At 50.5% G+C, this 19,995-nt stretch carries 15 protein-coding genes; 5 read left to right on the forward strand and 10 right to left on the reverse strand.

Annotation, left to right across the window (positions count from 1 at the left end; translation table 11 throughout):
* The first annotated feature begins 1 nt into the window (after position 1).
* On the forward strand, positions 2-886 hold the full coding sequence (locus R70331_RS16310; RefSeq protein ID WP_081947638.1) for a polysaccharide deacetylase family protein: 885 nt from the start codon (positions 2-4) through the stop codon (positions 884-886).
* Between the two features lie 87 nt (positions 887-973).
* Here the strand turns inward: R70331_RS16310 and R70331_RS16315 are convergent, their stop codons facing one another.
* The gene (locus tag R70331_RS16315) at positions 974-1,660 is read right to left on the reverse strand and encodes a 3D domain-containing protein (RefSeq protein WP_052419087.1); all 687 of its coding nucleotides are present in this window, start codon (positions 1,658-1,660) and stop codon (positions 974-976) included.
* Between the two features lie 383 nt (positions 1,661-2,043).
* Here R70331_RS16315 and ppk1 point away from each other — a divergent pair, with 383 nt between their 5' ends.
* The gene (gene ppk1, locus R70331_RS16320) at positions 2,044-4,158 is read left to right on the forward strand and encodes a polyphosphate kinase 1 (RefSeq protein ID WP_042177258.1); all 2,115 of its coding nucleotides are present in this window, start codon (positions 2,044-2,046) and stop codon (positions 4,156-4,158) included.
* On the opposite strand, the gene R70331_RS16325 is transcribed toward ppk1, so the two are convergent.
* The 4 genes from R70331_RS16325 to R70331_RS32100 all read right to left on the reverse strand — a co-directional run bounded on the left by R70331_RS16325 (position 4,106) and on the right by R70331_RS32100 (position 8,052).
* Positions 4,106-5,635 (reverse strand): Ppx/GppA phosphatase family protein, encoded by a 1,530-nt coding sequence (locus R70331_RS16325; RefSeq protein ID WP_042177260.1) that lies wholly within the window; start codon positions 5,633-5,635, stop codon positions 4,106-4,108. The genes ppk1 and R70331_RS16325 overlap by 53 nt on opposite strands.
* 127 nt (positions 5,636-5,762) lie before the next feature.
* Positions 5,763-6,485, reverse strand: a complete 723-nt coding sequence (locus R70331_RS16330) for an amino acid ABC transporter ATP-binding protein (RefSeq protein ID WP_042177262.1) — start codon at positions 6,483-6,485, stop codon at positions 5,763-5,765.
* The gene (locus tag R70331_RS32095) at positions 6,472-7,131 is read right to left on the reverse strand and encodes an amino acid ABC transporter permease (RefSeq protein ID WP_042177263.1); all 660 of its coding nucleotides are present in this window, start codon (positions 7,129-7,131) and stop codon (positions 6,472-6,474) included. The genes R70331_RS16330 and R70331_RS32095 overlap by 14 nt, the downstream gene beginning before the upstream one ends.
* Before the next feature lie 102 nt (positions 7,132-7,233).
* Positions 7,234-8,052, reverse strand: a complete 819-nt coding sequence (locus R70331_RS32100; RefSeq protein WP_042177265.1) for a transporter substrate-binding domain-containing protein — start codon at positions 8,050-8,052, stop codon at positions 7,234-7,236.
* Between the two features lie 422 nt (positions 8,053-8,474).
* On the opposite strand from R70331_RS32100, the gene R70331_RS16345 reads away from it, so the two are divergent.
* Positions 8,475-10,232 (forward strand): alpha-glycosidase, encoded by a 1,758-nt coding sequence (locus R70331_RS16345; protein ID WP_042177266.1) that lies wholly within the window; start codon positions 8,475-8,477, stop codon positions 10,230-10,232.
* A 46-nt stretch (positions 10,233-10,278) separates the two neighbouring features.
* A complete protein-coding gene (locus R70331_RS16350) occupies positions 10,279-10,830 on the forward strand; it encodes a DUF4334 domain-containing protein (protein WP_231576302.1) in 552 nt (183 codons plus the stop codon).
* An 807-nt stretch (positions 10,831-11,637) separates the two neighbouring features.
* Here R70331_RS16350 and glgA read toward each other — a convergent pair.
* Both glgA and glgB read right to left on the reverse strand, forming a co-directional pair.
* A complete protein-coding gene (gene glgA / locus R70331_RS16360) occupies positions 11,638-13,062 on the reverse strand; it encodes a glycogen synthase GlgA (protein ID WP_042177269.1) in 1,425 nt (474 codons plus the stop codon).
* Between the two features lie 32 nt (positions 13,063-13,094).
* A complete protein-coding gene (gene glgB / locus R70331_RS16365) occupies positions 13,095-15,023 on the reverse strand; it encodes a 1,4-alpha-glucan branching protein GlgB (protein ID WP_042177271.1) in 1,929 nt (642 codons plus the stop codon).
* A gap of 218 nt (positions 15,024-15,241) precedes the next feature.
* Here glgB and R70331_RS16370 point away from each other — a divergent pair, with 218 nt between their 5' ends.
* The gene (locus R70331_RS16370; protein WP_042177272.1) at positions 15,242-16,465 is read left to right on the forward strand and encodes a glucose-1-phosphate adenylyltransferase; all 1,224 of its coding nucleotides are present in this window, start codon (positions 15,242-15,244) and stop codon (positions 16,463-16,465) included.
* Positions 16,466-16,575: 110 nt separating this feature from the next.
* On the opposite strand, the gene R70331_RS16375 is transcribed toward R70331_RS16370, so the two are convergent.
* The 3 genes from R70331_RS16375 to R70331_RS16385 are packed head-to-tail and all read right to left on the reverse strand — an operon-like array spanning position 16,576 to position 19,992.
* Positions 16,576-18,021, reverse strand: a complete 1,446-nt coding sequence (locus R70331_RS16375; RefSeq protein ID WP_042177274.1) for a sensor histidine kinase — start codon at positions 18,019-18,021, stop codon at positions 16,576-16,578.
* Positions 18,018-18,716 carry a response regulator transcription factor gene (locus R70331_RS16380; protein WP_042177275.1) on the reverse strand — a complete coding sequence of 233 codons (699 nt, stop codon included), beginning with the start codon at positions 18,714-18,716 and terminating at the stop codon, positions 18,018-18,020. The genes R70331_RS16375 and R70331_RS16380 overlap by 4 nt, the downstream gene beginning before the upstream one ends.
* Positions 18,709-19,992: a hypothetical protein gene (locus R70331_RS16385; protein ID WP_042177277.1), complete on the reverse strand. Its 1,284-nt coding sequence runs from the start codon at positions 19,990-19,992 to the stop codon at positions 18,709-18,711. Before R70331_RS16385 ends, R70331_RS16380 begins: the two co-directional genes overlap by 8 nt.
* Positions 19,993-19,995: the final 3 nt, after the last annotated feature.

Here is a 19,995-nt window from a genome sequence, read left to right on the forward strand (position 1 = left end):
TATGGAGCAGCTGCTAAAAAACCGGAAGCTACATATCCTGCTCTGTCTTCTGCTGCTGTTTGCCGGCAGCATTAGCTCCTCCGGTTATGCTGATGCCGTCTCCGGCTCTGCCTGCACTATGGCTCCGGAACCGGAACAGCTTCAAAAGGAGGAGAAGGATACACCGCAGTCTATCCCTGCAGACTCCCCCCTGAAAGCTGCTGCAGCCCGGCGCAGTAAGCGTAACAAAGGGCTGACCTTAAGCCAGCTGATCCGTAAATATCCGGAGACCCTATTGACCCAGGGCCCGCGGACCAGAATGATCGCGCTGACCTTCGATGATGTTCCAGACCCGCGGTTTACTCCTCAGCTGCTGGATGTCCTGCGTAAATATCAGGTGAAAGCCACTTTTTTTGTAGTCGGCAGCAGGGCTGAACGCCACCCGGAGCTCATTGCGCGGATTATACGTGAAGGACATGTCATTGGAAACCACTCCTATAATCATCCTGAGTTCGGCAAGCTGGGAATGAATGAATTCCGCACCCAGATTATCCGCACTGAAAATATCCTCTCGGCACTGGCCGGCTACAAGCCGAGGCTGATCCGGCCTCCCTACGGGGATATCAGCGAGCCGCAGCTGAAGTGGGCCAAAGCACACGGTTACAAGCTGGTGAACTGGAATGTGGATTCTCTGGACTGGCGGGGCCTGTCTAAAGCCCAGGTCAGGAACAATATTGTAGCCCATGCAGGCAAGGGGGCAATAATTCTGCAGCACGGGGGCGGCGGCAGGGGCAGCAATCTGCAGGGAACCATTCAGGCGCTGCCTGAGGTGATTACAATCATGCGTAAAAGGGGATATACATTTGTGACGGTGCCTCATATGCTGCAGGTCTCCAAGAATAAATAAACAAACAAAACGGATACCCCCTGTGTCAGGACGGTATCCGTTTTGTGCGGTAAAGAATGATGATGTTCATTATCTTTACCTCAAATGCTATTCAATAATGAACAAATTTACGTACTGATAACCAAATTCTGCAACTGAGCTCTGGCTGCCCGGAATAAATATATCAATCCGGTTGCCCTTAATAGCACTGCCTTTATCCGAAGCTATAGCCAGAAAAGCCATCTTCGGTAATCCGGGATGCGAGTGTCCTGTCACAAGCACCTTGGTTCCAAGCGGTATTACGCTCGGATCAACTGCAATGGTACCCAGCTTCAGCGGATTTCCAAAATAATCGACAGCCCCCCATTCACCGTTCTCACTGGCAGCGGAGGAATAAGCGGAGGCTTTGACCTGAATCACCTTGGCATAGCTGAATTCCTTGCCCCAGGCCTCGACAGTATTGGTAGCTGCTTCGACGTTCAGGCTGGCCGAGATAACCGAGGCCTGAGTGACGGCTGCTGTTTCAATTGTTGTTTTGAGCGCAGCTGTTGCTTTGGGAGAGGTAACTCCGGGAATCGTAAGGCTCAGGCCCGGATAGATATTACCCGCTGTAACACCCGGATTAGCATTCATAATTTCATCGACGCTTATGCCATAATAACCTGATAGAGTATAATAGGTAGTACTTCCTCCTGCGATATGTACGCTGTCTGCCTGTACGGGTGCTGAATGCAGCAGTGTGCTGATCCCTATAGCGGCAGCTAATAATGTAACGGCTCTGAATCTGGTCTTCATATGTGCCTCCTTCATTAATGGGGTGTGCAGGAATTTCCCTTTCTCACACCGAAGTAACTCTGGACTTACGTACCTTCATCTTATCCGGCATCTAAAGTGCAGTGCTTTGTTAACTGACAGTAACGAATATATCACAATTTTGTAACCAATGCCTATGAAAATGTTACCATTCTGTTAGAAATGCGTTAACCTTCGCGGTTTGGAGGACGATATTCATTACTTGATGATCATAAATTCTAATGAATTTATCAATATATTAGAAAGTCCGTCAGCCAGCCGTCAAAAATTTTACACAGAGTTAACATTTCTCGCTTTTGCAAATAGTAGAATAATAGAATAAGGTTTTTATTAGATACTGAAGCATACTTGGAGGGTCTATCAACGTGACTACAGATGAAAAAAAGAACATACAAAGCGGTCCTGCAACCGCATATCTTAACCGGGACCTGAGCTGGATTGAATTTAACCGCCGGGTACTGCAGGAAGCGCAGGATATTGAGAATCCGCTGATGGAGCGCGCTAAATTTCTGGCAATCGTATCAAGCAACCTGGATGAATTTATCAGCGTCCGTGTCGCGGGCATTCAGGATCAGATCCGGGCAGGCTACACCAAAAAGGATTTTACAGGATATACGCCCTCGGGCTTATACAAACGCCTGATTAAACGTGTTACTAAAATTATCGCCGACCAGTACCGCACCTTCCGTGATCTGTCCCGGAATCTGCATAAGGAAGGCATTGTATTCGTCAATTATGAGGATCTCACCCATGCGCAGGAGCAGTCTATTGAGCAGTATTACCGCGATATCATTTTCCCTGTTCTAACGCCGATGGCTGTTGACCAGAGCCGGCCGTTTCCGCTTGTTCACAGCCAGTTCATCTATCTGGCCGTTGTGCTTACCCGCAAGAGCACGCAGGATGAGGAGCCTTACTTTGCTATTTTGCAAATTCCGTCTAATCTGCCTAGATGTATTCCTCTGCCCCACCGTTCTAACAGTAAAAAACGCCAGTTCGTATTCATTGAAGATGTGATCCGCCATCATATCCAGACCCTGTTCAGCGGTTACGAGCCTGTAGCGGTCAATGAGTTCCGGCTGACCCGGAATTCCGATCTGACCATTGATGAGGAAGGCGCGGAGGATCTGCTGGAGGAGATTGAAAAGGAGCTGCGCAAACGCCGGCGCGGCGTACCGGCCCGTCTTGAAGTTCAAAAAGGCATCCATCCGTATGCCCTCGAACAGCTGCAGGCTGAATTCGAACTGGAGGATTTCGTATTTGAAATTGACGGTCCGCTGGATCTCGGGTTCCTGCGCGGCTTCGCTAATAGTCTGAAGGGCTTCAATTATTTGTTCGATTCCCCGATTGAGCCGCAGTATCCGGCAGAATTTGATGAGAATGAGGATTTCTTCGAGGTTTTGCGTGAGCGGGATGTACTTGTCTACCATCCTTATGAATCATTTGATGCCATGGTTGATTTTATCACCCAGGCTTCAGAGGACGAGTATGTAATGGCCATCAAAATGACACTGTACCGCGTAAGCGGCAACTCTCCGCTGATTGCTGCGCTTGCCCATGCTGCCGAGTCCGGCAAACAGGTAACTGTTGTGGTTGAGCTAAAAGCCAGGTTCGACGAGGAACGCAACATTGCCTGGGCGCGCAAGCTGGAGCAGTCAGGCTGTCATGTTGTCTATGGTCTTATGGGCCTCAAAACACATGCCAAAGTCACGCTTATCGTCCGCCAGGAAGGCAACGAGCTCCGCCGCTATGTCCACGTCGGCACGGGAAATTATAATGACAGCACCGCCAAGGCTTATACCGACCTCAGCCTGTTTACAGCGAATAGCGAAATCGGCCTTGATGCTTCCGAGCTGTTCAACCAGATGACCGGTTATTCGGCCAACTATAACTGGAACGCTTTTATCGTCGCCCCTACCAATATGAGCCTGTCGCTGCAGAAGCTGATTATGCGCGAAGCCGAGCATGCCGCTGCCGGACGGCCGGCACGGATTATCGCCAAGATGAATTCCCTGTCCAACCAGGAGGTCATAGACAGCCTGTACAGCGCGGCCCAGAGCGGAGTGTCCATCGACCTGATTGTACGCGGCGTCTGCTGCCTCCGTCCGGGCATTGAAGGCCTCAGTGAGCGGATTACAGTACGCAGCATAGTGGACCGGTTCCTGGAGCACTCCCGCATCTATTACTTTGAGAACGGCGGCGATCCTGAGATCTATCTGTCCAGCGCCGACTGGATGACCCGCAACCTCACCCGGCGGATAGAGCTGATGTGCCCGGTGAAGGACACCGTTATCAAGAAAGAGATTGTAAAGGTGCTGGATATGTCGCTCAAGGACAACATGAAAGCAAGCTTTCTCCAGCCGAACGGATACTATGAGCGTCCGGACGACAAAAAGGCCCCGTTCCGGAGCCAGTTCGCCGCTATGGATGTTAGACGCTGGAAAAGTAGCCGAGCTTTACCTTCACCGACCAAGCAGTCCTGAACGCCTTCAGGGCGTTCTCAATGTCCTCCTGGCCGATAAGCACAGTTGTCGTGCCATGCAGCTCCAGATCGAGTGTTCCGCCGTGCAGGCGGACACTTAGATCGCGGATGATACCGATCTCGGTACTATCCAGCGCGATGCTTAGCTGCACAAGTGTTCCCAGCTTATGAATCAGCTCTTCGTCGGAAGCCAGCAAAATGTCCTTATGCGCCAGGGACAATTTCTGCTTCCGGTTTTTTGTGCTGTACGAAGCAATCATTGCGCAGAGAATCAGCTGGCGGTGTGTCAGGCCGCGGATCGGTGAATTCATCAGCCAGTAACGGGTATGCCGCTTGGACTGATAATAGTTAATATTGGAGCCTGTACGATGCAGCATCACAGAGACATAGATGAGCATCTCCTGCTCTGCCTTGTCCCCTCCCGGTTCAAAAGCGCTGAACAAGCGCAATGCCAGCTTATGAATATGATCCAAATGCTGCTTGGAGGTGTGGATGTCAAAGCGGACAATAGTATCCAGGCTGAATTCCAGCGCACTGTCGCGCACGGGCTGCTCCGGCCGCAGGAGATCATGCAGCATCCCTTCACGCAGCCCCTCGCCGCTGATTACCGCCTGGCTTGCCCCGATGTAGTGATACACGGTATGGAAGATAATCAGCCCGGATACGATAATGTCTGCACGGCTCTTGGACAGCCCGTCCTGATCCTTGCGCTTATCAAAGGGCGTCGCCGGCAGAATCTCCATAAACCGGTTGACCGTTTCAGCAGATAAGGTGTAGCCGTGTGAATTCGGCAGCGAATAATCCCTGTTCCTCTGATCCAGCTTGCCAAGGGACCGGAGCGTACCTCCAAGGCCGTAGAGCGGGAGCCCGGCTCCTGTTCCCAGCCAGTCATGCTCAACCAGTCTTCCGGTTACATAGGCCTGAAGCTTCTTGATCTGCTCTGCATTCCAGTTCCCGTTGTGGCTGAACAGCAGATTCGTATTGACTGCACCAAAAGGGAAAGAGATGCTGTGCTGATACCGGCGTCCGCGGAACAGGGTAATCTCCGTGCTGCCACCGCCGATATCAATAACGAATCCGTCCTGCACGTCAGAGGCATTGATAACCCCCAGAAATCCGAAGTAGGCCTCCTGATAGCCGCTGATAATCTCAATTGTAATCGAGGAGTTTGACGATAAATACTCTATAATTTCAGAGGAGTTGGCAGCATTCCGGATTGCTGCTGTGGCTCCGGCGCGGATTTTTTCTACACCGAAGGCACTGCATATCTCCCTGAACTGGCGCAGAACCGGAATAACAGTATCCATATCCTTCCGCTCCAGTCTGCCTTCCTTGGTAATCTTTTCACTCAGACGGGCAGAGTACTTGCACTCCTTGATTATTTTGTAGCCTCCTTCCGGGGTTGTATCATAAATCACGAGTCGGATAGAGTTGGAACCAATATCAATGATGCCAATCCGGCATAGTTCATCTCTCATCTGTATGTACTCCTTTTCAAGTTGATTGGCCATTTGTTATACTATATCACCCAATAGCCCGCCCGCCAAAATAATAAGCCAAAAAAAACGGCTCCCGGATAATCCTCCAGAGGCCGTTATACCTTTATTACAGCACTTTACTCAAGAAATCCCGGGTCCGGACATGCTGCGGATTCCCGAATACCTCAGCCGGAGTCCCCTGCTCGACGATGAACCCGCCGTCCATAAACAGGATACGGTCGCCTACCTCACGCGCAAAGCCCATCTCATGGGTAACAATAACCATGGTCATACCCTGCTCGGCCAGCTTCTTCATTACTTCCAGAACCTCTCCGACCATTTCCGGGTCAAGTGCCGAGGTAGGCTCATCAAACAGCATCACATGCGGCTGCATCGCCAGAGCCCTGGCAATCGCAATGCGCTGCTTCTGACCGCCGGACAGCTGTGCCGGATAAGCATCGCGTTTGTCTTCAAGTCCTACCGTGCGCAGCAGATCAACGGCGATCTTCTGGGCTTCCGCGGTTTGCTGCTTCTTCACTTTTTGCGGGGCAAGCATAATGTTCTGCAGGACGGACATATGCGGGAACAGGTTGAACTGCTGGAACACCATGCCCATTTTTTCACGGGTCTGATTGATGTCATGCTTCTTGCCGGTAATGGATTGGCCTTCAAAGGTAATCTCGCCCCCGGTCGGCTCCTCCAGCAGGTTCAGACAGCGCAGGAAGGTGCTTTTGCCCGATCCGCTGGGACCGATAACAACAACAACCTCACCTTTCTTAATCTCCAGGTCAATTCCTTTGAGAATTTCCAGCTTGCCAAAATGCTTCTGCAGGTTCTTAACGGTGATCATCCGTATTCAGCCTCCGTTCGAGTATGCCCAGCAGCTTGGACAAGGTAAATGTCAGTACAAAATACATCACAGCAATGACAACCAGCGGCGTCAAGCCTTCATAGGTAATCGTCGTAATGGTTCTTGCCTGAAAGAGCAGATCCGCTACCCCGATCATCGACACAATGGAGGATTCCTTAATAATCGTAATGAATTCATTCCCGATCGCCGGAAGCACATTCTTGAGTGCCTGTGGAAGCACAATGTAGCGCATGGTCATCCCCTGCTTCATCCCAAGCGAACGCGCCGCCTCCACCTGGCCCCGGTCCACGCCCTGAATACCGGCGCGGAAGATTTCTGCCAGATAAGCCGAGCTGTTGATCGTTAGGGTAATCGCCCCCGATTGAATCGGAGAGAATTCCAGCCCGAATTCCGGCAGGCCATAATGGATCAGGAACAGCTGCACCAGCATTGGCGTACCGCGTAAAAATTCAACCCAGGCGGTTGCGATAAAACGCAGCACTCTCCATTTGGACATGCGCAGCAGCGAGACGATAATCCCCAGCACGAAGCCGAAGAATACGCCGAGCACAGCCAGCAGCAAGGTATACTTTAATCCTGCAAAGAAAAAATTGCGGTATTCATAAGCCATATTTAAAATATCCATTTGACGGCAAAACCTCCTCTTCCTATCCTTTTCAAAAAAATAGAAAACAGCGTGTTACCGCTATTTTCTACTTAAAGAGCAATGTTTACTTATATTAAAAACTTATTCGCTCTCAGCAAGCTCACTTGCTGCCGCTACATACTCGTCAATCTTGCCTTCGGAGTTCAGGCGGGTCAATGTAGTATTCACTTGGTCAAGCAGCTCTGTATTGCCCTTCTTCACGCCGATTACATAACCGTCATCTTCAACCTCAGGCTTGGCATCGGTAATAACCAGTCCATCAACATTTTTGACAAAGGATTTGGCTACCGGTCCTTCCATAATAGAAGCGTCAACACGGTTAGAGTTCAGCTGCAGGACGATTTCAGAGATTTTACCGAGAGAGGTCAGCTGTGCGCCTTCGATACCTTTGGCAATGTCCTCCTGGATGGAACCGGTCTGAACGCCGATTTTGACTCCCTTCAGGGAATCCATAGTGGCATATTTATCTTTATCGGCTTCACGTACAACTACCGCCTGCTCTGCTTTGTAGTAGATATCAGACAAATCAACAGCTTTTTTGCGTTCTTCTGTCGGGCTAAGGCCGGAAATAACCAGATCAATTCTGCCGCTTGACAGCTCGTTAAGCAGGGAATCGAACGGCAGATCCTTGATTACAAGCTCAGCGCCCATATCAGCTGCAATGTCCTTGGCAATATCAATATCAAAGCCTACGATTGTATCTTTACCGTCGATGACTTTGTGGAATTCGTAAGGCGGGAAGTCTGCACTGGTGCCCAGTGTCAGAGTCTTAGTAGCGGCAGCTCCGGTATTGCCTGCAGCGTTGTCAGTTGTAGCCGCATTATCATTATTGTTGCCGCAGCCTGCCAGAAGTGAAGCCGCAAGCAGCATACCCAGTGAAAGTGTACCCCATTTTTTCATCTTTATATCTCCCCTATTCTCTCATTATGTTATCTATGTTGTTCTTTGACCGATTTATTATAAATCACTGCGCATGAATATGCAAAGACATTTTTTATCATCAAATGCTTATTTGACAGGAAAACGCTATCAGTTTCGTGACGTCCCTACGCTTTTGCACATTCCAGGAAAAGAGGGGTATACTACTACTATCTCCAGCAGCTGACAAATTAACCGGGCTGGTTCACAGCCGGACTGCACGTGGTAATATTTACCTGAAGTTTGCGAAGCCAGTTCACCGATAACCGCATGCTTCCGAAGACAGTTTTGTACGACGTATCTCAGGTAGCCATGCTCACAAAACTAAGCCCATGCTTCCGAAGACAGTTTTGTACGACGTATCTCAGGTAGCCATGCTCACAAAACTTTTAGGAGGTGCTTTCATGCTTTTGGAAGCTATGTACCATGTGCCCCGCGATAAATGGGCCTATGCTTACGATGCAAAGACTATACATCTGCGTGTACGCACCAAAAGGGACGATGTGGACTGTGTTACAGCCCTTACCGGGGACAAATATGACTGGGAGCATACTTGTTACGAAATTATGATGGACAAAGCAGCTTCGGACGATAAATTCGATTATTGGGAGTGCGCCGTCAGGCCCAAATACAAGCGCCTCAGCTACACCTTTCGTGTCAGCAAAGGGACGGATAATGTGTACCTGCTGGACAACAGCATCCGTTCCGAATGTCCGCATCCGCCGGCCCATTTCTATGAGTTTCCTTATATTCATCAGATTGACCTGTTCCAGGTGCCCAAATGGGCCAAGGACGCTGTATTCTATCAGATTATGACGGAGCGTTTCGCAAATGGTGATGCCTCCAACGATCCGGAAAGAACGGAGATCTGGGGCGGCAAGCCGGCGTACCACAATTTTTTTGGCGGGGACCTGCAGGGTGTGCTGGACCATCTGGATGATCTGCACGAGCTCGGTATAAATGCCGTTTATTTCACGCCGCTGTTCGTCTCCCCCTCCAACCATAAATATGACATTGTCGATTATAAAAAAGTTGATCCGCATTTCGGCGACAATGAGCTGCTGAAGCGGGTCGTTGAAGAGTGCCACAGCCGCGGTATCCGTGTGATGCTCGACGCTGTGTTCAACCATTGCAGTGACCAGTTTCCGCCGTTCCAGGACGTTCTGGAAAAAGGAGAGTACTCTGTTTACAAAGACTGGTTCCATATGAACAGCTTCCCTGCTGAAATTGTCGACGGTATTCCGTCGTATGACACTTTCGGCTTTTTTGGCAATATGCCTAAGTTCAATACCGCAAACCGCGAAGTCAAAAACTATCTGCTTGAAGTAGCTGAATACTGGATTAAGGAGATTAAGGTGGACGGCTGGCGGCTGGACGTGGCGAATGAGGTGGATCATCATTTCTGGCGCGATTTCCGCAAGGTCGTAAAGGCTGCCAATCCGGATGCCTACATCGTAGGCGAGGTATGGAGCGACTCCCTCACCTGGCTGCTGGGCGACCAGTTCGACTCCGTTATGAATTATCCTTTTTCCGGTACCGTGCTGGAATTCTTCAACGGGGGCATGGACGGAATTACCTTCGGTCACCGGATCGGCAGCCTCCTTATGCGGTACCCGCAGCAGACGAACGAGGTTGTGTTCAATCTGCTTGGCAGCCATGACACGCCCCGCCTTCTGACGGTAGTCGGTGAAGATAAACGGCGGCTCAAGCTCGCGGTTGTGTTTCTTTTTACATTCATGGGGACACCCTGCATTTATTACGGTGACGAGATCGGCTTAACCGGCCATGAAGACCCTGACTGCCGTAAATGTATGGAATGGGATGTGGAGAAACAGGACCGGGAGCTGTATGATTTTTACCGGATGATGATTGCGCTGCGTAAGCAGCACAAAGCGCTGCGTGAGGGACGTTTCCGCATCCTTCAGGCCTGCGAGAACGATCCCTGCATTGTGTATGAACGGGCCGATGAGCTTATTCATTTTACAGTCTGGATGAACAATTCTCCTGTCCCCCGCATACTCAGCCATCCGATGGAGACCGACGACTGGCAGGATGCGCTGACCGGCGAGCAGGTTATCCCGGATAATGGAATGATGAATATCTCGCTTGATCCGTACGGATACCGCATCCTGAAAAGGAATCTGGAGCAGTATACAGTCTAAAATATAATTCATTTACCTTAGTATTATTTCATCGGGGGGAGCAGCTGTGTCACCTATTAGTGCAAACGATTTACATGAGCTATTCATACAAAAAGGCCAGCTGACCCAGGAGGAAGCATTCAGCTGGTTTGATCAGCTGGAGCCTGTAGAAATGGAGCGGTTATGGGGCAATTGGCGCGGTAGTGAGCTAACCTCAGGACATCCCATGGATGGTCTTCTTGGTTTGACGGGCTGGTACGGTAAAGAATTCCAGGATGCCGAGACGGTCCACCCGCTAATTTTCGAAAAGAAAAACGGCAGGCGGTTTACCGCAGATCCCGGGTTCATTCCGCTTAGCCTTCCCTTTCAGCTTATCCCGCAGCGGATAGTCAGGCCGCTCTTCGCTTTGGTCTCACCATTCATCCGAACCCGTTCCAGTAAAGCCCGGCTGCGGATGATTGAATACCGCGGTAGGATCAGTGCCTCCATGGTCTATGACCAGAAGGCGATCATTGACCATTTTCGGCGGATAGATGAAGACACGCTGCTGGGCGTGATGGATTTTAAAAACCAGCAGGAGCTGGGCTACTTTTTTATTTTGCGGAGGGTGACGAGTTAGGTGGTTAGTGGTGATGATGTACAGCGCCGGGTGGGCGGGTGTGTGTGTTGACAGGCTGATGGATGGATTGGAGCGGGCTGGTGGCGGTTGGTTACTGGCTAATGTTGGGTTGAGGCGGGCTGGTGGTTGGTTACAGGCTGATGGTGGGTTGGAGCGGGCTGGTGGCGGTTGGTTACTGGCTAATGTTGGGTTGAGGCGGGCTGGTGGTTGGTTACAGGCTGATGGTGGGTTGGAGCGGGCTGGTGGCGGTTGGTTACTGGCTAATGTTGGGTTGAGGCGGGCTGGTGGTTGGTTACAGGCTGATGGTGGGTTGGAGCGGGCTGGTGGCGGTTGGTTACTGGCTAATGTTGGTTACCCGCTTGGGCTAGATATTTAAAGGCAAAAATGCCTCTCATTTCGGCTATTCACTGTTCAGGCTGAAATCGAGGGCATTTTTGCCCTTGATTCGCCCGTCGATCATAAGGGATGCTAACAATAAAGGGACTTTTCCCATTAATGTGCTTATCCCCTCCTCAAATCGCCGCCATTAATGGGATTTTTCCGCTTAATCACCCGATTCACCCTGTAATTATCGTCATTAACGGGATTTATCCCCTTTATCACACCCAATTAACACTAAGACAACCGCCTATAAAGGACTTTCCATTTTAATCCCTCCATCAACTTCCCCTTCACTACCTCTATCACCCTTCTACTTTAATCCAGATGCTTCAACTCCTTACTCAAAAACCAAAACACTCCGCAAAGCTGCACGCTTTACGGAGTGTTTTGGGGTGCACAACCGGACAAAGAATGAACGGTCAGCTATTATTCACTTATTTTATTGTAAATATCAATGTACTGCTGCGCGGATACATTCCAGCTGTAATCTCCGGCGAAGGCGTTCTTAGTAACCTTTTTCCAGTGCTCCGGCTTGTGATAGAGTGAAACGGCCCGGCGGAGGGTGAACATCATATCATGGGCATTATAATCCTTAAAGGTGAAGCCGTTCCCCTGCCCCGTCTCTTCAATATAGGACTGGACGGTATCGTTCAGCCCGCCAGTCTCGCGCACAACCGGAATACTGCCGTAACGCAACGCCAGCAGCTGGCTGATGCCGCACGGCTCGAATTTGGACGGCATCAGGAAGATGTCGCTGGCCGCATATATTTTACGGGATAATGCATCATTGAACAGAATTTGCGAGGACAGCTTGGTCGGATAACGCCATGCCGCTTCCCGGAACCAGCGCTCATACGTTTCATCCCCTGTGCCCAGCAGAACGAACTGAATATCGTCGTAGTACAGGATTTCGTCAAGCACCCGGGTCAGCAAATCCAGGCCTTTGGAGTCCACCAGACGGGTAACCATTGCTACCATAGGGATGTAAGGTGCGACCGGCAAGCCCAGCTCCTGCTGCAGACCGAGCTTATTTTCCGCTTTTTTAGCCAGATTCGAACGGTATTTCGTAAAAATTTTATTGTCCGTATTAGGGTTATAGCTCTTAGTATCAATTCCGTTAACGATCCCGCTCAGACTCTCAGCCCGGTGGTTCAGCAGCCCGTCCAGCCCATAGCCGTAATACTGTGTGCGGATTTCCTCGGCATAGGTCGGACTGACAGTAGTGACATGATCACTGTGCACAATCCCGGCCTTCATATAGTTGATGTTACCGTAGTATTCAACACTGTCGTAATAGCTGTGATCGAGGCCGAGCAGTTCCCCGAGCACAGAATACGGAAACACTCCCTGGTACAGCAGGTTATGAATGGTGAAAACAGTACGCATTCCGCTATAGAATTCCAGGTGACGGTAATGTGCCTTCAGCAGCATTGGAATAACCGCCGCATGCCAGTCATGGCAGTGCAGCACATCCGGCTGAAAATCAATGGCCGGCAGGCATTCCAGCACAGCCCGGTTATAGAAAGCAAAGCGTTCGCCGTCATCCATATACCCGTAAATACCGTCCCTGCCGAAATAATACTCATTGTCGATAAAATAGACCGGGATCCCTTCGAATATTATGCGTTCAATCCCGCAATACTGGCTGCGCCAGCCAACCGGCACGTCCACTACGGCCACATGCTCCATCTGAGCTGTGTATGCTTCCGGAATTCCTTTATATTTGGGCAAAATCACCCGTACATCCACTCCCGCACCTTTCAGCGCTTTGGGCAAAGCTCCAATGACATCAGCCAGGCCTCCCGTTTTGACAAACGGATGGGCTTCAGCGGCAGCAAATAAACATTTCATGCAGATTTCCCCCTTTAAAATGTACGGATTTTCTATTCCAACACGGCTTTGGGCTTGCGTCCGGCCTTCTTTAACACCAAAAAGCTTAACGGCGGAATCGTCAGCTCCAGGCTGTTCACCTGGTTATGCCATTCCTTCTTCGAGCTCTTCAGCGGACCGTTATGATAACCTGAACCGCCGAAGTCAGCCGTCTCCGAGCTAAAAATCTCTTCATAAGTGCCAGGACGCGGAACGCCTATCCGATAATTTTTCCGTTCCACCGGCTGAAAATTAGCAATAACAACCAGCGTATCCACCGGCTTTTTGCCTCTGCGGATATATGAAAGCACGCCCTGGTCGTTATCGTCCGCATAAATCCACTGGTAGCCCTCCATGTCATGGTCCAGCTCCCACAGTGCTTTTTCGGTTACATAGAGCTTGTTAAGCCCAGCTGTATAGGCCAGCATCCGGCGGTGAGCCTCGTAATCCAGCAGCAGCCAGTCCAGCTGATCCTGATCCTTCCACTCGATAAACTGCCCGAATTCACCGCCCATGAACAGCAGCTTTTTGCCGGGATGGGAGATCTGATAGCCCAGCAGCAGCCGCAGGCCTGCGAACTTCTGCTCGTAGGTGCCTGGCATTTTGTCCAGCAGCGATTTTTTGCCGTGTACAACCTCGTCGTGGGATAAAGGCAGCGTGTAGTTCTCAGCATAGGCATAGGCAATCGGAAAGGTCAACAAATTATGATGATAGGGACGTACCCCGAAATCATGTTCTATGTAACCTAAGGTGTCATTCATCCAGCCCATATTCCATTTATAGTTGAATCCCAGCCCGCCTTCGTGCGCCGGAGCAGTAACTCCAGGCCAGGCGCTGGATTCCTCCGCCATCATCAGTGCTTTTGGATAGTAATGAAAAATCGTCTTGTTCAGCTGCTGAATAAACCGGATCGCCTCCAGATTCTCCAGCCCTCCGTTAACGTTGCGTCTGTACTGGTGGCTCTGCTTCTCGAAATCAAGACGCAGCATGCTGGTTACCGCATCCACTCTCATACCGTCAATGTGGTATACGTCGTACCAGAAGAGCGCATTAGAGATAAGGAAGGAGAAAATTTCCGGTTTGCTGAAATCAAAGGACAACGTGCCCCAGCCGGGCTTTTCGGCCAGCAGCGGATCGGCATATTCATACAGCGGCGAGCCGTCAAACATCCTTAGCCCGTGTGCATCCTTGGCAAAATGCGCCGGTACCCAGTCCAGAATGACGCTGATGCCGGCTTGGTGCAGCTGGTCAATCAGGTACATCAGCTCCTGCGGTTCACCGTAGCGGCTGGTGGCGGCAAAATAGCCCGTCCCCTGATAACCCCAGGACAAATCATAAGGATGCTCGGCAAGCGGCATAAATTCAACATGCGTATAGCTCATCTCCACTAAATAGGGGATCAGCAGATCAGCCATTTCCTTATACGTGTAGAATTCGCCGTCTTCCTTCTGCTTCCAGGTGCCGAAATGCATTTCATAAATGTTCATCGGTCCGTTATACGGAGCTTTGTTCCTGCGTCTCCACTGGCTGTCTCCCCACTGGTAGCCGCTAAGATCCGTAACCACCGACGCTGTAGCCGGCCTTACTTCGGATTTAAAGGCATAGGGATCTGCCTTTAGGAAGCTTTCGCCGTCAGCCGCGATAATCCTGTATTTGTAAAAAGTTCCCGGCTCCATTCCCGGAAAAAAACGACTCCAAAATCCCGAATCGGGTATCTTAATTAACGAGTCCTCTTCTAGTGTTCCGTCCCAGGCATTATGATTACCAGCCAGTCCTACATATGTCGCATGAGGAGCCCACACGGTAAAGCGTACGCCCTTCATCCCGTCTTCAGCGGCAATGTGCGCGCCCAGCATCGTATAGCTGCGGTAATTTGTGCCCTCATGGAACAGATAAATATCTTCAGTTGACGGGAGGTTTACTGTTTTTGGTATGTCAGGCAAATCATCACCACCTTTTTTATATAAGATGCACCTATAACATTACCCGAATGTCCGGCATTTGAAAATGTGTTTTAAGGAAAAAATAGGTTTTTTCTGAACTAAGAAAATAAAATTGTAATTTTTACAGCAGGACATCAATATATTTCACTTATGTCGTTTCAAGCGCTTGTTGGCAGTTTATATTACAAGCATTGACAAAAAAATGGGAGGGATAACAAATGAGTAAAAAAGAATGTGTCGCCATGCTGCTGGCTGGCGGGGAAGGCCGCAGACTGGCCCCCTTAACCACCACGATGGCTAAACCTGCAGTCCCTTTCGGAGGACAGTATAGAATCATTGACTTTCCCCTCAGCAACTGTGTAAATTCAAGTATTGATACTGTAGGTGTACTGACGCAGTATGAAGCTAACTCTTTGCATCAGCATATTGGTTCAGGGGAGCCATGGGGGCTGCACACTAAACCTGATCAGGGTGTCAGACTGCTGCCATCCGGTGTGGACGGACGCGACACTTATACCGGAACAGCAGATGCCATCTATAAGAACATCGATTTTATTGACAGCCAAAATCCGGAGCATGTGCTGATCCTCTCTGCCGATCATATCTACCATATGGATTACCGCAAAATGCTGGATTATCATATCAGCAAATCCGCCAAGGCGACGATTTCGGTCATGGAGGTGCCTTGGGATGAGGCGAGCCGTTTTGGCGTGATGAATGTTAACGACGAACTGAAAATTTCTGAGTTCGCCGAAAAACCTAAAGTGCCTGAGAGCAATCTGGCGTCGATGGGTATCTATCTGTTCGAATGGGCTTACCTGAAGGACCATTTGCTGCGTGATGCGGCAGCCCCTTCCTCCAGCCATGATTTCGGCAAGGATGTGATCCCGGCGATGCTCGGCAACAATGACGATCTGTTCGCGTACCGCTTCCAGGGCTACTGGAGAGATGTAGGTACGGTTGACAGCCTCTGGGAAGCGCACATGGATCTGCTGCAGGCAGACAACGGCTTCAAACTGGATAACGCTCAGTGGCCGATGTACAGCCGGGCACGCCGGAATAAGCCTTCGGCTGTAAAATCACGTATTCCTGCACATTCTGATGACTGCCTGGTTAATGAGACCTGCCTGCTCGAAGGCAGCCTGCAGCGTTCAGTAATCTTTGGAGGCGTAGAAATCGGCAAGCTCAGCAGAGTCCATCACAGCATTGTAATGCCGGGTGTACATATCGGGCGCGGTGTCCTGATTGAGAATGCCATTATCGGTGAAGGAGCTGTCATTAAGGATGGAGCTGTCATCAAAGGCAGCCCTGACAATATTGTTGTGGTCGGCCCTAATGAGATTGTGGCTGCTAAGCCGGTTATCCGGACCCAGCCTTCACGCCTGCTGCAGGAAGTTTATGAGAAAACCGGCAGACTGCGTGCTGAAGGTCTTCCCTCTTAAGCCTCATTGTCCATCATACACCCGGTAATATAAAAGGGCAGCAATAAGGGTCATCCAGACCCTGTTGCTGCCCTCTTTAAATGCTTTCATTAATATTTGCTGCCTGCATCCTATAATTCGTAATCATCTACGCTATGCGGCTGCGGCTGCTCAGGGGCCGGCGGACGCTCATCGGTCAGCGGCAGAATTACCGTTACCTGTGTGCCTTTACCGAGCTCGCTGTCCATCTCCAGCTTACCTTGATGCAGTTCAACAATCTGCTGGGAAATTGCCAGCCCCAGACCGGTTCCGCCGTTCAAGGCATCCACCTGGAAGAAACGGTCCCGCACTCTGGAGAGATGGGCTTCGCTGATGCCGATCCCGCTGTCTCTGACGATAACAGCCATCTCTGATCCCGATAAACGCTGTGCGGACAGGACGATGCTGGAATCCTCCGGAGAGAATTTGACGGCATTGTCCACAAGATTAAGGAACACCTGCTTGAGCCGGTTCGGATCACCCTTGATGTAGACGGAATCCTCACATTCCAGCACCAGGTGAATCCGCTTCTTCTCTGCCTTGGCCCAAATGTTCAGAATTGTCTCCTGCAGCACTACTCTGATGTCTGTCAATACAATGGACAGCTTCATTTCATTCTGCTGCAGCTTGGAGAAATCCAGGATTTCCTCCACCAGCCCGATCAGACGGTCACTTTCCTTGGAGATGATCCCCATGCCAAGCTTCGTCTCCTCCGGATCGTATCCGCCTGAAATCAGCGTCTCGCTCCAGCCTTTGATGCTGGTCAGCGGAGTCCGCAGCTCGTGGGAGATAGAGGAAATAAAGTCATCCTTGATCTGATTGCTGCGGATGATCTCATCTGCCATGTAATTGAGCGTAGTCGCCAGATCGCCGATTTCATATTTGTAATCTCCCTTGATCCGTGCGTTGAACCTGCCCTTCGCCATCTGCGCTGAGACCGCAGTAATATTGTTCAGCGGCTTGACGATCGAGTTCGCCAGACCGAAGCTGAACAGGACAACGATCACCATAACAGCTGCACCGATACCGATGGATACGAGGGTAAGGTTAAGCAGGTCCTTGTCTATCCGCTCCATGGAGGTGAGATAACGGATTACATACTTGTCACGGGTGTTCACCTGAATCAGCTTGGACACTGCCATAACGCTCTCATTCGTTCCAGCCTGCCTGCCTACCCATTTGCCGATGCTGCCGCCGACAGCCTCCGGAACATCACTCGTCGTGATTGTCCGGTCAGGCTGAAAGCCAGTTGAGCTGGCCAGAATATCTCCGCTGGTGGACAGCACCTCAAGCTCTGTATATTCCAATCCGAAAAGCTCAAGCACCTGCTGCATCTGGTTGGGCGACCGTTCACCTGAAAACTTGAATTTCACGAAGCCTTCAGCTGTGACGATATTGGTCGTAATTTTACTGTATACACTGTCATAATAATACGTCCGGATCGCCAGCAGAAAGATTACCTCTACAAGGAGAAGCGCCACAAAGACTACTAAAATATAATGCAGTACGATCTGTCTGCGCATCCCCTTCTTGATCATTGTACCTGACCTTTCCATTTGTAGCCGTGCCCCCATACAGTCTGCAGATATTCGGGCTCAGACGGGTTGTTTTCAATTTTTTGGCGCAGCCGGCGGATATTCACATCGACGATCTTCGGATCGCCCATATACTCCTTGCCCCAGACATGATCAAGCAGGGAGTCGCGGCTGAGCGGAGTATTCTCTTTCTCAAGGAAAAACTGCACCAGAGAAAATTCTGTCGGCGTCAGCTCAATGGCTTCCCCGCTGCGTTTGAACTGCTTGGAGATCAGATCCAGCGTAAACGGACCCGAGTGAAAGGACACCTTGGCCGACTGCTCCCGGTGGACATTCACCCGGCGCAGCAGCGATTGAATGCGCGCAATCAGCTCGGTAGGGCTGAACGGCTTGCTGACATGATCATCAGCTCCTACAGAAAGCGCATAGACCTTATCCTGCTCCTGCACCTTGGCAGTCAGAAAAATAATCCCGAGACGCTCATTGGTCTCACGGATGCGCCGGCAGACCTCAAAGCCGTCGATTCCCGGAACCATCACATCCAGCAATGCAATATCAATATCAGGCACGGTGGTCAGCTTGTGCAGCGCCTCATTACCGTCAGCTGCCTCCAGCACCTCGAAGCCGTTACGTTTCAGGTTGATTACAATAAAACTGCGGATGGATTCTTCATCCTCCAGTATCAGTACTTTACTCATCGATTCCCTTCCTTTCCATTGGAGCGGTTATTTTATCGCTGTCGCTCCCGCCCGTGCTCTGTACCAGTTCACCCCGGTAGCCGATAATTTTGTCCATGTCCCTGCTGAGCACCTTCCAGCCGCTGCTCTTGACACGGTCCCATTCCTGCTGTGTAAAGAACGTTACCTCTACGACCGTCTCGCCCGTGTCCGACATGATAAACTTCAGTGACTTATCCTGTACGGATTTGGTGTCCACCGTAATCTTGCCGTGCCACTCCGGCAGAAAATCAATCACGAAGCGGTCCGACGGATCGCGGTACTTCTGGGCTGTAAAGCTGAGGCCGTCCTTGCCGTCCCATTTATAATAAGAAGTAAAGTAAGGAATGGCTTCCGGGTCAAAATATTCCCAGCCTCCCGGCGGTTCAAGCATCCCGATCTCAATAATGCCGTCGCCGTCGATGTCCTCACTGACAATCTTGCGGTCCTTAAAGGTCTTGGCATCGCCCGGAATAACTACCCGAAGCTTATTGTTCTCCATCACAACCACAGTGGTATAAGCCGACCGTGAATCCACCGCCGCATCCAGTACAATACCTTCTTTGTGCTCTGCCACTTTACCTGAGACAATATTGTAATAATTATTAAAATAAGGGTCAAGGTCATCGAGCTGGTCCAGTACCTTGAAGCCGTCGTCAAACTGGTAGGTTGTTATTTTGTTCAGCTCATTGCGTTTGAAATAGACCACCGTAATGTCGGCAATATCATCCTCGTTCAGATCATCTATCATAAATCTGGTATAAGGCTGTGACAGCACCTCCTCCAGCTCACCGCCGGAATACGTATAGACGACCATTCCCTTCTCCACGCCGCGCGAATAGCCGGCAATGATATCCAGCTTCCCGTCACCGGTCACATCTCTCAACTCAACCGACTCCAGCTGATTGCCGTCACCGTCAAAATCAAGCTTCTTCACCCAGCCGTCCTCTGTCTTCTCCAGGATCATGCCGTGAATCAGAACCGATTCATTCTCGGTTAAATAGAACACCAGCGTCTCCAATGTGCCGTCCTTATCCAGATCCTCTGTAAAAATCGAGCTATCATCTTCCCCGGCCGGCCGGATTAGCGTAGCGCTGGCCGGCATCTGCGACTTTATCGCTGTCATCAGGGAAGCCTTATCGGCGGTCAACTCAGGCGCCTTCATCTTTGAAACAGGATCGCTGATGAAGGTACAGCCCGACAGTAAGGACAATGACAGAACAGCCGCCGCCAGACGTCTAGCAACACATAGATTCAAGCT

The organism is Paenibacillus sp. FSL R7-0331 (genome assembly GCF_000758645.1).
GTDB classification, from domain to species: domain Bacteria; phylum Bacillota; class Bacilli; order Paenibacillales; family Paenibacillaceae; genus Paenibacillus_AQ; species Paenibacillus_AQ camerounensis.

Bases quoted from the DNA above. Each gene is read 5' to 3' on its own strand.
- glgA (WP_042177269.1), bottom strand. From the start codon at position 13,062: ATGAAATGTTTATTTGCTGCCGCTGAAGCCCATCCGTTTGTCAAAACG.
- R70331_RS16345 (WP_042177266.1), top strand. From the start codon at position 8,475: ATGCTTTTGGAAGCTATGTACCATGTGCCCCGCGATAAATGGGCCTAT.
- R70331_RS16375 (WP_042177274.1), bottom strand. From the start codon at position 18,021: ATGATCAAGAAGGGGATGCGCAGACAGATCGTACTGCATTATATTTTA.
- R70331_RS32095 (WP_042177263.1), bottom strand. From the start codon at position 7,131: ATGGATATTTTAAATATGGCTTATGAATACCGCAATTTTTTCTTTGCA.
- R70331_RS32100 (WP_042177265.1), bottom strand. From the start codon at position 8,052: ATGAAAAAATGGGGTACACTTTCACTGGGTATGCTGCTTGCGGCTTCA.
- R70331_RS16325 (WP_042177260.1), bottom strand. From the start codon at position 5,635: ATGAGAGATGAACTATGCCGGATTGGCATCATTGATATTGGTTCCAAC.
- R70331_RS16315 (WP_052419087.1), bottom strand. From the start codon at position 1,660: ATGAAGACCAGATTCAGAGCCGTTACATTATTAGCTGCCGCTATAGGG.
- R70331_RS16330 (WP_042177262.1), bottom strand. From the start codon at position 6,485: ATGATCACCGTTAAGAACCTGCAGAAGCATTTTGGCAAGCTGGAAATT.
- R70331_RS16310 (WP_081947638.1), top strand. From the start codon at position 2: ATGGAGCAGCTGCTAAAAAACCGGAAGCTACATATCCTGCTCTGTCTT.
- R70331_RS16380 (WP_042177275.1), bottom strand. From the start codon at position 18,716: ATGAGTAAAGTACTGATACTGGAGGATGAAGAATCCATCCGCAGTTTT.
- R70331_RS16370 (WP_042177272.1), top strand. From the start codon at position 15,242: ATGAGTAAAAAAGAATGTGTCGCCATGCTGCTGGCTGGCGGGGAAGGC.